The organism is Bacillus cereus group sp. MYBK15-3, assembly GCF_051916765.1.
GTDB classification, from domain to species: Bacteria; Bacillota; Bacilli; order Bacillales; family Bacillaceae_G; genus Bacillus_A; species Bacillus_A cereus.
Genome location: NZ_JBQAHG010000006.1, coordinates 1 through 16,908, shown reverse-complemented (window position 1 = coordinate 16,908; position 16,908 = coordinate 1). Strand labels below are relative to the sequence as shown.

The window sequence follows — 16,908 nt, the reverse complement described above, 5'->3', positions numbered from 1 at the left end:
TAAGTCTTCTAAGTCACGTCCGGTGACTTGTATATACATAATACCATACATCTTCTCTATTATCTAGCGTTTGTGTATCAAATGTATCACATTTTTATCACTTTTTTTCTCTTTTTTCTATCTTTACTCCTTTTGCTTCTTGCAGTTTCTGTATATGCGGAACGATGTTCTTAAGTAAGTCTTTATCCTTAATGACTGCATCAAGTTCTTTCTTCCCTTTATTCGCCTCATTATAAACCATAACCATCGGTTTATCTGCCTCTACGTAATCAAGCGCAACTACGTTTGTCTTCATTCCCTCGGCATTAACCCTGTAAATTGGTATTTCTTTCTCATTTTTACGTACCCAATCATCAAAAGGTTTATCGTACTTTTCATTACCTGTATACACATACACCGCATACTCTTTATCTACTTGCTTATCGATATATTCGTCAGAGAAGATATTGTTTACATCATAAACTTGGTTCTTTTCTTTACCTACCATTTTATTTTCATGTTCTACCTGCTTTACAGACGTAAGCATCGACCCCAGATTTTCCTCTGGCGTACTATTAAACGTTCTCCAGATGTTCGAAAACCCACCGTTTCCTAAGCTCCCAAGGAAAATAAGACCGCCTAACGCACCTATCCCAAGTATCCACTTCCATTTACCCGGTCTCCCTGAGCCGCCAGAACCCCTAGAGCCTCCACCAAATCCGCCAAAACGTCTACCAGAACCTCCACCGTTTGTACCATTATTTTGCTCGCTTGCATTTTCACTTCTCGTACGTCCATTTGAGTCAATCTCTAACCTGTCCCGCTCTGACACCCTGTCGTTGTTATAACCCCCAGAACTTCCCGAGTTATTAAAATCGAAACTCATGTTACCATCTTCCTTTCTGGGCTTTTAAATACCCCGATAAATCATCAATATCACGAAGTGGCTTAGACGAACTTTCCCCTGCATCTAAATCAGCAAGGGTACGCACCCCGTCCAGTTTAGGCGGTACACTCAAATCATCCTTTTCGCTATCATCTTCGTCAAGCAATGAGTCGCCTGTAAGTACGTCACCCTTTAACCTCTTACCTGTAATTCTCTCAAAAATATCTCCACCTCTATCGCTTCGAAACGTGTACACTTTTTCACTAGGCGTAACCTCACGATATAATAAACCCTTAACCAAATCCATTTTTTGCAGCAGCTCATTGCAATCGACACCTTTATCTTTCAGCATCTTATCCATATTGTGAATGGCACGGGCAACTCGTCTTTTCTGTCTAATCGTAATTCGTTCATCTGCAGACCGTAACTTCTCATCCGTATCCAACTTACGTATCTCCATAATATGGTCAATATCGATAAGCTCCTTGTTAGCCTCATTCAACCTCTGTTGATTATTTGCGAGGATATGATTCATCCCCGCAAATGCCATTCGTGCCATTTCAGCATACACATAAAACATCTCATCTTTCGGAACACTCTTCTTATCCAAATCAACAAGCGCAAGTACATCCACTAGTTTTGTTAACGCTGTTCCCTCTGCTTTACACATTATGACCACCACCCTGTAGTCACTGTTTGTAAATCAACGACCCCAAAGAGTCCAGGTAATATGAATTTATTTACAAGTAATCCGGCAACCGTCCCAATTACGAAAGCAAGTACAATTTTTGCAACACCTCCGTTGCCTTTTTCTCCTTTCTCTTTAACTGGCTTTTTCTTTTTCTGACCTTTTCCTTCTTCTTTTGTATCATCCAACCCTAGTTCTTCGCTATCATCAACTGGCTTCTCAACAGCTCCATCCTCTGTTGTAATATCTTTCGGAACAACATAAGGTTTAATAATTGGTGGGTAGTTGATTAAAGGCTTTAACTCGCTATCGTCAAGCATAAGTTCAGCCATTTCGCCAACAGAACGAGCCTCACGTAGCTTCTTAAACCCCACTAACACATTGCCCATCATTTTATTTTCAATATCATCAAGCGTTAACTCATCAAACTGCTCAGGCATTAACCCGCTATCGTTCACTAAGAAGTACGCAATTAGTTTTTTCACGTTATATAACCAATCATCTGTAATTTCTGCAAGCGATGTATCTTTACGCAGAAAAGCTTTTACCTTCTTTTTCTTCTTATCGTATACAAAGTTTAAAGGGTTCAACAACACATCGTACACCTTACCGTCAGAGACAAGAAACAGTGTAGAAATTAACCCTTTGATTAACGTTTCTTTCGCCTTCGCATCTTCATCCGGTGTTCTATCCTCTATACGATACGCCTCAAGTGGTCTCTCGTTTACACTGCACTTACTGTACAACTCTCTTTCGTTTAGGTTTGTCTCGTTGTTACGCTCGAAAATCGTTGTGAAGTGCGCTAACCCCTCGAACACGTCTTCTTTATTTTTGATACTTACTAAATCCTCACGGGAAACAAACGTCCGAATCGTTACGTCATCCACTATATCGACCGCTACGCCCCCTGCAGTACATCTTTTTAACAAATCAACCCACTCCTCTACTGTTCTTATCTGACCGCCTATACATGGCGTTATTTGTTTACTCCAATCTCACTTACCATCTACTTTCCCTTTTCTATGTAGTATCTACCTTATTTTGGACAATAAAAAAGAGAGGGTATATAAGCCCTCTCTTTAGTGGTAATCCTTATTCGTCATCGCCCATGAACTCATCGAAGTTATCATCGTCTTCGACCTCGCCGTTATCTTCAGGCTCTTCCTTTTTCGTTTCTACTTTTTTCGCTTCAGCCTTCTTCTCCGTTTTAACAGTTTTTGCTTTAGCTGCAGCTGCCTCTTGTGCTTCATCTTCTTCACGTAACGCATTTGCTTCTGCTTCTGCGTCCTCATCCGTTCCTGCGCCTGCACCAGATAAGACTGTAGCGAATACTTTTTCGTTAAATTCAGTATCCTCTTCCTCACGACCGAACTGCTCACGCATAGAGTAGAAGTACTCTCCACCATCAGCCATAAGTGCAATAGCCTCCTGTGGTGTATGTGGGCGTAGTGTTGGGTTAATTGCTTTATAAGACTTCTCAGCCTCAGCAACTAATTTAACCCCAATTTCAGTAATTGCATCCACAAATTCTTTTGTTACAACTGAGTTTTTCGCAGGTACTGCTACTGGAGACATATCTTTAGCTGACTCCATTTTAGTAGGTTTGTTAGGGAATTTAACCGCAAAGTCAACAAACCCGATTAATACTTCCTCTTCATGCTCTGTACCTTCGTTTTCGATGTAACCATATGCATTTACGTCTTCGTCTAAAATACCTTGTTCAAACGCATTATCTGCTGCCGTTTTGAACTTATCTAGACGGTTTTGAGACATAGTCATTAAGATTTTCTTGTATTTCGGCATACCGTTTTCATCACGAACTACTCGTTTTACTGGCTTGTTGTTTTTACCAACTGCGTCTTCTAACTCAAGCTCTAACGCTAGAAGTGTAATATCTAAGCGAGTTACGTTATACTCGTTACCGTCTTCATCAGATTTTTTGTAGTATGAATTCTCAACTTTACGTTGTTTATCCATTTCTTCGTAGAATTTCTTTTGTTCATCTTTAGAAAGCTCTTTGAAGCCATCTTCCCCATAACGCTCTTCCATTTCAGCATATGTACGACGTACCTCATATTGTGATAACTCACAGAATGGACACATTTCCTTACGTTCCGCTGATTTTACTGCCTCGTTACGGTCTGTTTGGCTGTAAGGATGCATACAACGTACTTGGTACGATTGGTATGTTCCCCCACGACTATTAACAAAGTTTAAAAAGCTTTGTTTAATTGGATGGAACGGCTCAGCTAGTACCACTAACCCCATATTTCCTTCTGAATCCGGCAATACTGGGAAAATAATACGTTTTGTTTCACCAATTTCGAATGAAAGGCGCTGCACCATATTACCTAACCCGTTACCTCCCGCACGTCTTCCTGTTCTTGCCCCACTAAATGATAATCTGCCCATTTTGATTTCCTCCTCTTTTGTTTTCGGTTTTACCTAGACGAGCATACATGCCCGCCTTACGGACACCTTTGTTTTTTGAAATCTGGACATTTCAAAATGTGTTTTTTAACACTCTTTCAATTTAACATGTTTGCTTGTACAAAACCGCCTAACCATTATCAAAACAAGAAATTATTTTTTAACTTGTTTTGTTTGTTTCTTACCCGGCTTGTTAGCATACCCTTATACTATCACAACCCCGACCGTCCGTCTGCCCCTTCCTTATCAAGATAAAGAAAAAGGAGAGAAATACTTCTCTCCTACTTCACTAACGCTTTTAAGTAATTGTACGCAATAAGTACTCGGTTTCTACCTGCCGCTGTACGTAAGTAATCACTATCTAAATCACCCAGACGAACTCTATCTAACCCATCGGCATCTTTGAAAATCTCGAATAATCTCCACGCTCGAGCCAGTTTGTCATCGCCCCAACCCGTTTTATTTAGGTTTTCTTTTGCCTCAGTATCCGAAATACAATGATTCTCTATAATGAAGTACAGGATATCATCAGCGTCCTCATCCAAATCTAAGATATCGTATTCTCTTTTGGTATTGACCGCATTGATTCCGAAAACCATAATTTCATATTCGCCAATACAATCCACACTTCTTATTCCATGTGTTTTATCTTCATAATCATTTACACGACCAATGTCATGGAGACATGCAGATAGACTCAGGATAGCCCTATCCTCATCGCTTAATCCTAGCTCCCTAGACATAGACAAACAATGAAGCAGAACACGGCTACAATGCTTATTCCCATGAATACCGTCAAAGTTATCAAAGTACTTTTCTTGGATAAACGTCCCACGGTATAGACCGTACTCCGTCATATACCCTTCCTTTTCCATGCCTTCTATGTCTTTTGTAATTGTTATTGGATTTAAACTTTGTGCCTGTCTGATTGATTTAGGTCGTATTAGCACTTCCTCTTCCCCGCGACCTGTATAGTACGCTAAAATATCATTCTTATGTACCGTACCTACGTAGACTTCCCCATCAAATCCATGACGTTTAGCAAAAAATTCAGCAACCTCTTTACTTACCGTCCAACTAATTGCATCCTCATGGTTTGTAGATTTATCACTCTGCCCACGGTACACTGTTACATAATTCACACCACTCGCTATTTTTTCCAACGAATCAAGGAGTTCCTTCCTCTTCTCACTCGTCTGACAACGGAATACATCTAACACCATATCCACCGATAACACCGTATGCCCGTAGTCGTAATGCGTGTAGTTTGATATGAAGAATTCGAATCTATCCTTTTCTTCTACTTCCCAATACAACTTATTCATTAACATAAATATTGCGTTCTTATGTGCATAATGCAGAACCCCAAAGAAATCCTTAGCGTCATACTTTTTACGGATTCTTTTCTCAACATCCCGAATGTATTCTCCTAAACTCATATCCATCCCCGGGAATGAATAATCCTCTAACATGTAAAACAACTCCACACAGACAGGATAGTCGTAATATACGAATACCGACATCACCTTATTCGTAATATAGAAATTACGAATCGGTAAACCTGTAGCAGCTATCTTACTCTCCATTTCCTCATAAGTCCCAAGACCTTTGTACCCTAATTCATTTATAAAATAATCTACATTCTCTTTTGTAATTGGATATAAATCACTTTCAGCTATTTGAGCGTTTGCTAACGCTACTGCCGCATCTAACCCCATATACGTAACCTACCTTCCTTAATATCACCTTTGTTACTCATATTTTAACAGACATTATTCTTTTTTGTTTTATCTTCTATATCGCCACAAAAAAGAGAGGGAAATATATACGTTCCCCTCTTTCGCACCCTATTTCTTAATGTAGTTTAGCTTTCTTATCCTTTGTTTTCCCCATCTCTTTACGTACTCCCTTATTTACCTCTTTTTTATGTTTATCCCCGCCAGATAGCCCGATAAACATAAGTGTTAAACCTACACGAACCACCCCAAAAGCAGGATAAGGACATGGTACACTCCAGAAATCCTTTTCATTTTCAATTCCCGCAAATACCGACCAACCTTTCTTACCTAACTCCACTGTAATTACAAATGTCTTTTTAAACTCATATAACCTAAACTGGTACGTAGACACACCATCCACTGTTATTTTTCTCACCATGTCACATGTATCCAATGTTTTGTGGTGTTTTTGCAATTCATCTAGCATCACTAATGTAAGTAAGGAATCCGCACTCTCATCTAAACCCCTGACCAATTTATTATCCTCTATCCAAATTTTATTATATTTACCCATACCTATTCCCCCTTATTAACCTCGTTTTGTTTATATAGCCACTTTACCGTATTTATCTATCCGTAACTCCCATCCACATATCAAACCCCGCTATACAAATAAAAGGACAGCCTACGCTGTCCCTTACCTACAATTATTTGTATGTAACCCAATTAAGATTAACTTTCCTTTTAAATTAACATTATGTAAGCAGTCCTGAGGTCTTAACCTCTCTAATTTCACACATGAATCTTGTGTACATGTTTTCTTAACCTGATTTTCATACTCCGCTAACCGTTTAGGTACTTTAGTAACCTCCATACACTTGCATTTCAAGTATTTGTACCACTCAAACACCTTTCCATCTAGCACAGCATTGGCATTATACACATCAACGACCTTTTGGTCTCTTAGTGCCTTTTTCTTGTACACATTACTTTGTGAGCCTTGCAAGATTCCGTCTTCAAGCCCCCATATAATACCCCAGTGTACATTTTTCATATCGGCTTTTTTATTCGGTACATATGGGTACGCCGTCTTTGCATAATACGGAATCATTGCGTAATACCCATTCTGTAACCCATCTTCAATTACTGTCTCTAGCTCATCCGCTGAATTAAATGTCCTTACCTTGTAATCTAACGACATCAGGTAGTCATTAACCCACAGGAGAAATTCTTCCGCTTTACCGATATCAAATAACTCTCCTACATGTGTAAGCTCTCTAGCATGTGCTAAATCGATTAAGAAATTCCCCAGTTTTTCCTCATCATACCTATCGTCTGTTAACGCCTGTATTGTCATAGCTACTGCATACAGTCCGCAGGAAGCCCCCTTTGATTTAATATTATCCACTTCTTTTAACCTCATTTTGTCCTTCACCATCCTCTCACACCCTCAACCCCTAGAGGATGTCCCTATCAAGCAACAACTTATAACCTAGCACCAGTACGAGTAGCAGTATACTAACGGTTGCTTTAAATATCGTACTGTATGGAAGCCCTATATGGATTACAGAACTGACAACCCAACAAATACCTGTGACTGCCCCCGCTATCCCACTAGCAGCCACCCCAACCACAATACAAACAAGTACAGAAAACCCTAAACGTAACAAGAGTTCCCCTACTAGCTCCTTTGATTTTTTCATACAATTCCACCTACCTATCCCTATCGTTTCTTTGTATCTCTTCTTTTTACTTTTCAGTTAAATGGCAAAATAAAAAGACCGCTAGTAGCAGCCTTACTTAAATGTCATACATATTTAAACGAACGGAGTGTGTAGCGATAGTATTTAGGACGTCTAACTCACTATACTCATGGTTTACAACCCCTAATGTAAACGCAATTGCTTCCTCGGTAGAAATTACTAATTTGTACCCGTTGTACCGTAGGAATACAGCTAAACACATAAACGCTGTCCTTTTGTTCGCATTGTAAAATACATGGTTCTGCGCAATAGACTCAAACAACGCCGCAGCCTTTTCATATACGCCCGGATACGCATCCTCACCAAACGCTGACTGCTTCGGTCTGTTTACTGCAGAATCTAACAGCCCCGGGTCTTTCACCCCTAAGAGTTCACCCGGAGAGTATTTTTTAATTGCTGCTACGTTAATTGCAATAACTTCTTTATCTGTTAAATACCTCATCTTTACTCAGCCCCAACCTTACAGTCTTGTAGTTTCTCCGCATTTACAGAAGTAACCTTGTACCCGTTTTCTATCTCTAGCTCCTTAACCGAGAAGTTCACTATACCCTCCCGTTTAGCGTTAAACGCATCACAGTCCTCTTCAGAATCGAACACGTAATCCTTTACCCTTTCACCATTCTCCCATTTTGACCAATATGAACGGTATTTTACCTCTTGAGCCGAACCACAATCTTCAAGGATAAATCCTCCCTTATAGAAGTACCATCCCATCATTAACTTCACTGCCTCAATTCGAGCATCCTCTAAGTCCGCAGCAACAATGACTTTCTCATCACACACATTTTCCTCATACCACTGACCAGTTGATAGTGTTACATGGAATAACTTTAAATTGACCCCATTCTTAATTTCCTCACAGCGCTCGCAATTATCTTCATCTCTTTTGATGACTACTGCCTTTGGTGCTTGCTCGTCCATATACTCTTTCCCATGTTTTTTGCATAACGTTTTCATTTCTCTTCCCCCTATATGCTATAGTTTAGTTTCTTTTTATTTATCAACTAACTCTTTCATAACCTCATCGTATTCATTAAAGCAAGCTTCAACTGTATCTAAAAAGTCATCGCTTATCCCATCAGGTAAAGCCTTTGTTACTTTTTTCTTAACCTTTAGGACATCCCCATCGACCTCAAGCGTCACCTCATCTCCTTTAGTTAGGTTTAGTGCTTTAAGCATATCAGTAGGAATAGTGACCCCCAAGCTATTCCCTTGCTTTGTAACCACCCTATCCTCTTTTAGCATCACTAAATCATTTACTTTTTCAGGCATAGTTATAGACTCCTTGTATTTAAAATTTTAGACTATATAATTATTTACTTAATTAGTGTACTTACGTAAGTACGTACTTACAGTATACACCAACCCCTAAATTTAAACAATAGACGTAAAAAAGAGACTGCATTACTGCACAGTCTCCATCTCTTTCTTATACATATCATTGTACCCAAACATTAGATTGACTAGCACATCTGTGTACTCCATAGGGTAATCCTGCAGCATACTTGTAAGTGCGTAGCTTTTATCTCCCGTATCCCCTGTACCGCCATGCACATAATACACTTTACCTTCTGGGCTATGTAAACCATCCTCTTTAGCCACTAACGTAACCCCGTTAGTTGTTGGGAATGCTACCTTTAACGTATAACTCATCTCGTCCCAATGTGTACGTACACCATCTGGAAATGTATACGCAGAGAAATACTCCTTAAACTGCTTATCCCCGGTGTATACCCCATCTAGGAAGCTATCCTTACCGCTATCTTTCAATATACCCTCCTGTTTTAACTGCTCAATAACCGCTAGTTTTTCCGGGTCTACTTCTGCTAGTTTATCTACTTCATTTACAGGCTTTTTGTTCTCTTGTTGGCTGTACTGGTCAGCCTTTGGGTCAGCCACATGGTAGTCATATGCAGCATACGGGTCTATATCCTCTTGGTACTCGTTTCTCTTTAGTTTCTTTTTTACTTGTTCGGGAGCAGCCTCTCTTTTTCTTTCATCTTCGTAAGGAGTTCCAGAGTCGTAGCCACCTCCCTGTCTTCTCTCCATCATCTTTCTACGGTTCCGCTCTTTACGTAGGTTATTTGCCCCACGTACACCAGAACCAACTAACCTAACCCCTCCAGACACTGCACGTACCCCAACCGCAGCCACCTTAGTTGTTAGCTTAACAGCAGCTATACCTGCTACAATCCCCAAGTTTAACAACCTGTATTTTGTCTCTATCTTCTTTTCACCAAGGCGAACCCCTGCATCAAAACCTGCTCTTACACCTCTTGCACAAAGACCTACAAGTCCTCTAAGCATTTAGTCCACCCTCTTCCTTAAGTCAAAGCAATTCAAAATCTTAAACCAAGCATCAGACTCTCCGTACAACGATATAAGCATCTTCAAAGCGCTCATAAGGTTTGTTTCTCCGTCCCTGCGGTTATAGATTTTTGCACCTACCTCGCCAGAACTAATACCATTAGTCCCTAAGTATAAAGGTAGATTCGTCTTTGCACCCTTTAACGGTTTGACCTGTATTTGCACCAACTCTTTATGGTATCCCCTAACCGCCCCAATTACATCTTTTACCTCATCAGAATGAATAACCGTCTTAATACGCTCCATCATTTTAGCGGTCTCTTTTGAGTTATCAGACAGTAACCAACGTAACCCTGAGTGTATACCGTTGTAGCGCAGCATTGAAATCCAGACCCCATCAAACTCAAACGGTTTTTTCTGCGATTCCGTGAACTGCATGACCCTATCCTTTACAGACCTATCAAGCTTCTTCATTAAGTTCTTATTGTAATAGTCATAATCAATAGGGAGAGCAAACTTCACCGTTACCACCTTATCTTTATCCGCTGCTTTTACAGACGTAACTATATTCATAAGGTATTTACCGCTATGTGATAGCGTCACATCCTGCACCTGCACAAGAAACTTACCCTTAGCCCCATCCAACTTCATTATCAATCCCATATAGAACCTACTAAGTGCCAAATATGATTGCTTCTTAAACTCTGCCAGAACCTCGTCTTCGCTCTTAGGCGGTTGATAATCTACACTTACAATCCGAAAATCTCCCTCATTCTTTTCCAACACCTTAATCCTATCCTGCAGCACCTTATACCAAAGTCCCTGCAGCTCCTGTCCCATAATTTCAGAACTCGCAGACTTCGCTAATATCTCGTTTATATGACCATGAAGGGTATCCCCGGCATCGACCACTAACCCGAAAGGAATATCCCCCAACTTCTCGCTTTCTTTACCCTCTCCGTCGACTTTACGAACCTCACATATACATGTACCGTAAACACGCCCAGATACCCTTAATTTAGGCGTTTTAACCCCAACCATATAAATACCTTTGTTTTGGAATATAGCCCCTCCACCGCTTTTTAAAAGCCATTTCGGAAACGCATCTACAAGTAACCTTTCGAACCCATAATAAACCTCGGCTATCCCTGCTTTTTCTTTCGTGTTTGTTACCATATCCTCACCTCTTTACTTAGCCCCAGAAGGTTTTTCCTCTTCCTGTGCTGCTCTTTTACTCTTCTCTACTTCTTCTTTTGCGTCCTGCTTTTCTTTATCTACTTTTTGCTTTTCAATCTTCTTCGTTTGCTCCGCCACTTTCTTCTTCAAATCATCCTCTAATTTCTTTGTCTCTACCTTATCATCTTCATATTGCTTAGATAAAACTGCTTGTCTCTGTTCCTTTAGCTTCTCAAATGTCTGTTTTTTCTTCTCAGCAAAGCCATCATCTTGCTGATTTAACTCTGCAATTTGTTCTTTTGTCATAGCACTAACCTTAGGAATGGCATCCCCGTCACGTACTGCAGACTCTATAAAAATCCCCTGCTCCTTCTCCACACCGACCGCAGCGAACCGCTTTTCTTTTGTATCTAGACCTACATTTTGCAACATCATATCTTTTGCTAACTCTTCTACCGTTTTTTCCTTCTCTACGACAACACGGGTCGAATCATAATCATAGTCATAGACAACTTTAAAATCCTTCTTTTGTGCCTTTACTGCCTTTTCCTCGTCAGAATCACAAGCAACTAAGCTTAACGACACTGCACCCAAGACACCCAATATTGTCAGCTTCTTCATATAAGGTTTCATATTTTACCAATCCTTTCTGGACTCTTTATGTTCTTTTACCTCGTATCAGATGCAACACACCTTTCTATACGACAAAAAAGCGCTAGCAGTCTAGGTCTATCGCAAACCTGACTACATAACGCTTTTGTCATGAACACTTTAATCGATTTTATGAAACAATGTAGATTGAGTAGGTCTACATCGCCTCCTTATTCCTCTGTTACTACACCACGACTATTGCCACTCACCTGCTATACTGCCCCCAGAAAACAGGCAAAGTGTATGCAAAAATAGGAAGCCCTCACAACCGACCTTTGCATCAATATCCATAGGTATAATAACCTTACCTATATAATACTAGACATTTTCATCTGTTACTGCAGTATCCTTATCAAAACACTGGCATATCTTATCTTTTTTATTTCCATATAGTATTTATCTATCTTTACCTCAATTATTCAAAATAAAAAGAGGGGGTATTATAACCCCCTCATCCTATTTTAGATATTCTTTTACAGATTCCCATAACCCTTTACTATTTGCCTCACGGAAAGTATTTACTTTTACTGTGTCGCTATTTTTAATTCTACCAATAGCCCCTTTAAGTTCATCATCTTCAATTCTAACCGTGTGGTCGTATTTAACTCCCTTACTGATTGCCTCAGTTTGTTCATTAACGTAAACAGCATCTTGTCCATCCTTCGCTTTATCTAAGCCAGAACCTACTAAGTACTGCTTGAACGTGAATGGGTATGTTACCTGTATAATTACATCATTTAAACCAACAGAACCGATTAGTAATTCATTTTGCCATTTACTCTTAACTTTCATATTCATTGACGGTAAATCATCTTTACCTTTTACAGAAGTATCAACATCAAGAGGTAAATAGTATTTTGAACTACGTTTATCCGATTCTAAGACTAAATCTGAAGTAGTAGCCTCTACTTTATTGAACTTTCGGTACTCTTCTCTAGCCTGTTTATTGACAGCATCGATAGAAGCACCTTTCGGTGAAGCAACTTGGAATCCAGAGTTTTTCATAACCCTGTAATCGTCCATAGTCTTAATATCAAACTGACCTCCACCTTTACCTTCAATAACAACCGGAAGTTTGTAAAACCCTAAGGCATGATGTTTATCAAACTCAACATCGTCCTTGTCCTTGTTTACCACTAAAGACTCTTTTAGGTTTTTATCTACATCCTGCACATAATAACCAGAGTATCCGTTATTAGGTCGTCCATCACTATCAGACCAAGCAACAGCTGAACGTTTACCATCTTCGCTCATATATTTTAAATCTCTGTCATAGCTGATTTGACTTCCTAAACCGCCATTATTAGCAATACCCATAGTGTTGATAGAGTTCTCATACTTAAGAGTTCCTCCCACGTTAATTGCCTCTTGTGTTTGTAACTCTTTAGCAGGGTTAGCTGCATCGTATAACGTCTTATCTGCAATGAATTTCTCCGTTGCAAGTGTTTTATCTTCCTTATCCGTTTTGTAATCGTTTGGACTTGTACGATACACTTTAGACTGTCTACCTACTGGGTACTCTAATTTTTGGTCTCCTTTACGGAATACGTGTTCAGTCCCATAAACATGGTCTAATTCAATCTCAGCCTGATATGCTACTTTATGTGTATCAATCCATGTTCCTGCAGGTGGCGTATACTTATCCGTACCGTCACCCCATAATGGGATACGTTCCGAGAAATTCCAACCTTCGCAAGCCCACTGTCTTGGAGATAATGGGTTACCTTTTTCATCCTTCATCTCATCCCAACCGCTACATACATAATGGTCGTAATAAGAATTTGTCGCCTCAAACTGATAACCATAGTAAAGATTACGTCCTGTGTAATCTTTATTAGATGCATCTTTAAACGCATCAGGGTCATTTTTAAGTACCTGCATATCTTTACTAATTCCGCTTATGTTCGGGAAATCGGCATACGCAGCTCCCCCATTTTTAAGGCTGTTTTCATTTAGTGTAGACATAAACACTTTGTTTTTAGGTGTCTTTTCTTCACCAATTAAATGGTATTTCATACCGTCATCGGCTACTTCATTTACCTTAGCCACGTAATCGAAATCAGGTATATAATCCTTATTCTTATCATTATTTTTTGTATTTGCTGTTTCGATAACCTTTTTAACGTTACGTACCGCAAATGCTTTTGTTGAAAGTTTAGGGTCTAACTTATTATGCAACGCTAATTTACTCTTCGATTTATCGTCATCTTTATATAAGTTCCAAGTGAAGTCAGCGTTATCTGTCATTAACTCCCCATCTACATGCCCATTTGTTGAAGGGTCTGGTTTAGAAGGTTTGTAGTAAAACTTGATTGTTGTCTCATCATCCGCATGTTGCCCCGGATGTGTGTACCAACTCTTAACCGGCTCCTCAGCATAAGGATTTACACTGATATATGGATTACCATTCTCATCTTTAAATGCCCCAGTAGGTTTAGGAACATAGACCACTCGACCATGAGGGATTACTTTCGAACGTCTCTTTTCGAGAATTTTCCCAGTCGTTTTATCGATATACTCAATGTTAACTAATAGGTCATAGTATCGAACCTTTGTGGAATCTCCCGTACTATCTCCACCGGATTTAATGATGGTTTTATCGTTTTTATCTACATCAGTAGGTTGCCCTTTAGCTCTAGCATTCACATCATTGTGCATGTTAAATTTCAATTCTCTAACCATATCGTCATCGGCTTTTTGAGAAGGGTTCTGCTCCTGACTTCTAAATACAAAATCCTCACCATTTACGTTCTTAGTGTATATCTTCTTGTTAAATAATCTGTACGTATCTGCGTAGAACTCAGACTCCGTCTTACCACCTTGCTTATTAAATGGTACTGAACGTGTAACTTGCTCCCCACGAGAGAATTTCTCTGTGAAACTATCAAGTACTTGTCGATTACCATCATTAACATAGACCGTTTTAAGCTGAACATCTTTATCCGGAACTACGTTTTTATCTGGCTTGAACGTTAACATGGCTGTTTTCCCGTTAACATGGAAATACTGACTTTGACCCCAAGCATCTTGGGTCTCACCCGCTCTTGCACCGTATTTGTACCAAATAACTGTACGGGATTGGTCAGAGTCCAAAATAGGGTAATCTACTCCCATTTTAAAGTAACGACAATTACTCCCTAGACTACATAACCCATTACCTGCAGGGGAATCACGTCTGATATGGTCGGCTGTGTTAGGGGTTGCAGTATTTGTACCACGACCACTAGCGAAATCGAGCATCCCAGTAGCGCCCTCTCTGCTTGTATACTTACCTAAATCGAGAATGTTTATAGGTGTAGTTATCCAAGTCCAAACGTACTGGTAACCACTTCTTCCATGATTCCCGTTAACACCATGAACAATTTTCATGTTCCAAGAACTAGCATCGTCACCCATTTTTGCGTTTCCGAATAAATCATCCAAAGGAATATACGCTTTAAATCCGACACCTTTATATGTCATCGTACAATCATCATCAGACCATTTATCGAACTCATTGTCATAGCATTGTCGAGGTTGTTTTGGTGTACCAAACGCCCAAGTAAAATCACGTGTAGCGTCCGAATCAGCCATTACATCCGTTGCGTAGGTTTTACTTTCACCAGTTTTAGTATTTTCCATAATAATATACGTTCTGTTATTATCTGGATATTCGTTATTGTAACCTTTTTGAACAGCGAACCCTTCAAATGTTAAATACCTTTGAGTCGGCTCATAATCAAATTGGTTATGCTCGATGTTTATCCCCGGACGGTTGTTTTTCTTCTCAGCATAAATGTTATAAGAAATGTTGTGTCCGCCCTCAGGGTTAAACTGGCTAGCGTCCCCTTTAATTAAATTCCATTGATTAGGGACATCATATGGTGAGAATCCCGGCATTCCCGCACTTCTCATAACCGGCGCAGGAGCTAAGAATCTAGGACTAATTAAAAAAGAAGACCTAAGCGCACCGGGAATATCTAACTCCTCTTTAGCTTTTTTATCTTCTTCAACCTTTGCAACTTTATCTTTCTCCGCTTTTTCCTCAGCTTCTTTTTTAGCTTTTTCTACTGCTTCCTTTTCAGCCTTATCCTGAGCTTCTTTTTCAGCTTTTGCTTTATTTTCGGCAGCTTCTTTCGCCTTAGCATCCGCTTCTTGTTTAGCTTTAGCATCTGCTTCTTGTTTAGCCTTCTCTTCAGCTTTTGCCTTAACATCCGCCTCTTGTTTAGCCTTCTCTTCAGCTTTTGCCTTAGCTTCCGCCTCTTGTTTAGCTTTATCGGCAACTTCCTGCTCATTTAATCCAGAAGATGCAGGAGACTCACTCACCTCATTAACCCTAGGTACATTTTGTTCCTTGATGGTTTCAGCAGAAGCGAGCGGTTGTAGAAAGCTAGACCCCAAAATCAAACCAACTGACAACGCTGCTATGTTAGGTCGTAGCTTATCTTTAAACGCCATATATTTTCCCTCCTTATTCAGTTTTTAAAGAACAGTAACACTTTGAACCTAGTTGTATTTCTTATTATCCCCTCCGCCCGCCTTTCCGTTATTACAGACAAATAAAAAAGGTACTCCTGAGAATGGAGTACCTTCATTAGTTTGATAACTTATTATTTTGTTGTTTTCTTAAACTTACGTCCGAATGCAAGAGCTGCACCTGCGATAGCCATTAACCCGCCAAGTAATGCGCTGTTATTTTCTGCTTCGCCTGTTTTTGGTAATTCTTTGTAAGTTTCTTTATTTCCAGAAGCTACATTTTTAACTTCTTTTTTATCATCTACTTTTGTTTCTACTACTTTTGTTTCTACTACTTTAGACGGTTGTTTATCTTCCAACGTAGTTCCTGTTGTTCCACCTTTAGCACCGTTGTCTGTGCCTTCTGTTACCTTGCTTCCAGTGTCTTTAGAACCATTGTCCTCTTTAGAGCCGTTATCCTCTTTAGAGCCGTTATCCTCTTTAGAACCGTTGTCCTCTTTAGAGCCGTTATCCTCTTTAGAGCCGTTGTCCTCTTTAGAGCCGTTGTCCTCTTTAGAGCCGTTGTCCTCTTTAGAGCCGTTATCCTCTTTAGAGCCGTTATCCTCTTTACCACCGTTGTCCTCTTTACCACCGTTATTACCTTCGTTACCACCGTTGTTGCCTTCGTTACCACCGTTGTTGCCTTCGTTACCACCGTTGTTGCCTTCGTTACCACCGTTATTACCTTCGTTACCACCGTTGTTGCCTTCGTTACCACCGTTGTTGCCTTCGTTACCACCGTTGTTGCCTTCGTTACCACCGTTGTTGCCTTCGTTACCACCGTTGTTGCCTTCATTACCACCGTTGTTGCCGTTA

16 protein-coding genes are annotated in these 16,908 nt (G+C 39.9%); all 16 read right to left on the bottom strand.

The window, feature by feature from the left end:
• Nucleotides 1–97 precede the first annotated feature (97 nt).
• On the bottom strand, nt 98–865 hold the full coding sequence (locus ACTFR8_RS22015) for a hypothetical protein (RefSeq protein ID WP_221660084.1): 768 nt from the start codon (nt 863–865) through the stop codon (nt 98–100).
• A 1-nt stretch (nt 866) separates the two neighbouring features.
• Complete coding sequence (locus ACTFR8_RS22010) at nt 867–1,535, bottom strand: hypothetical protein (protein ID WP_221660079.1); 669 nt, start codon at nt 1,533–1,535, stop codon at nt 867–869.
• Nucleotides 1,535–2,482, bottom strand: a complete 948-nt coding sequence (locus tag ACTFR8_RS22005) for a hypothetical protein (protein WP_221660077.1) — start codon at nt 2,480–2,482, stop codon at nt 1,535–1,537. The genes ACTFR8_RS22010 and ACTFR8_RS22005 overlap by 1 nt, the downstream gene beginning before the upstream one ends.
• A 163-nt stretch (nt 2,483–2,645) precedes the next feature.
• Nucleotides 2,646–3,965, bottom strand: a complete 1,320-nt coding sequence (locus ACTFR8_RS22000; RefSeq protein WP_440027848.1) for a hypothetical protein — start codon at nt 3,963–3,965, stop codon at nt 2,646–2,648.
• A 299-nt stretch (nt 3,966–4,264) separates the two neighbouring features.
• On the bottom strand, nt 4,265–5,701 hold the full coding sequence (locus ACTFR8_RS21995; protein ID WP_440027845.1) for an HD domain-containing protein: 1,437 nt from the start codon (nt 5,699–5,701) through the stop codon (nt 4,265–4,267).
• 136 nt (nt 5,702–5,837) lie between these two features.
• Nucleotides 5,838–6,275, bottom strand: a complete 438-nt coding sequence (locus ACTFR8_RS21990; RefSeq protein WP_440027843.1) for a hypothetical protein — start codon at nt 6,273–6,275, stop codon at nt 5,838–5,840.
• Nucleotides 6,276–6,398: 123 nt separating this feature from the next.
• Nucleotides 6,399–7,139, bottom strand: coding sequence for a hypothetical protein (locus ACTFR8_RS21985; RefSeq protein WP_440027841.1), 741 nt, complete (start codon nt 7,137–7,139; stop codon nt 6,399–6,401).
• Nucleotides 7,140–7,158: 19 nt separating this feature from the next.
• Nucleotides 7,159–7,371 carry a hypothetical protein gene (locus tag ACTFR8_RS21980; RefSeq protein ID WP_440027838.1) on the bottom strand — a complete coding sequence of 71 codons (213 nt, stop codon included), beginning with the start codon at nt 7,369–7,371 and terminating at the stop codon, nt 7,159–7,161.
• Nucleotides 7,372–7,501: 130 nt separating this feature from the next.
• Entirely contained in the window at nt 7,502–7,906 is a 405-nt protein-coding gene (locus ACTFR8_RS21975) for a type II toxin-antitoxin system death-on-curing family toxin (RefSeq protein WP_221660048.1), read from the bottom strand.
• Nucleotides 7,907–7,908: 2 nt separating this feature from the next.
• Complete coding sequence (locus ACTFR8_RS21970; RefSeq protein ID WP_440027836.1) at nt 7,909–8,421, bottom strand: hypothetical protein; 513 nt, start codon at nt 8,419–8,421, stop codon at nt 7,909–7,911.
• A gap of 36 nt (nt 8,422–8,457) precedes the next feature.
• Complete coding sequence (locus ACTFR8_RS21965) at nt 8,458–8,736, bottom strand: AbrB/MazE/SpoVT family DNA-binding domain-containing protein (RefSeq protein WP_221660031.1); 279 nt, start codon at nt 8,734–8,736, stop codon at nt 8,458–8,460.
• 132 nt (nt 8,737–8,868) lie between these two features.
• A complete protein-coding gene (locus tag ACTFR8_RS21960) occupies nt 8,869–9,771 on the bottom strand; it encodes a hypothetical protein (protein ID WP_440027834.1) in 903 nt (300 codons plus the stop codon).
• Complete coding sequence (locus ACTFR8_RS21955; RefSeq protein WP_440027831.1) at nt 9,772–10,947, bottom strand: hypothetical protein; 1,176 nt, start codon at nt 10,945–10,947, stop codon at nt 9,772–9,774.
• Nucleotides 10,948–10,959: 12 nt separating this feature from the next.
• Complete coding sequence (locus tag ACTFR8_RS21950; RefSeq protein WP_440027829.1) at nt 10,960–11,580, bottom strand: hypothetical protein; 621 nt, start codon at nt 11,578–11,580, stop codon at nt 10,960–10,962.
• 474 nt (nt 11,581–12,054) lie between these two features.
• The gene (locus tag ACTFR8_RS21945) at nt 12,055–16,035 is read right to left on the bottom strand and encodes a hypothetical protein (RefSeq protein WP_440027826.1); all 3,981 of its coding nucleotides are present in this window, start codon (nt 16,033–16,035) and stop codon (nt 12,055–12,057) included.
• Between the two features lie 152 nt (nt 16,036–16,187).
• Nucleotides 16,188–16,908: LPXTG cell wall anchor domain-containing protein (locus tag ACTFR8_RS21940; RefSeq protein ID WP_440027823.1), on the bottom strand; the 721-nt coding region annotated here is incomplete at its 5' end.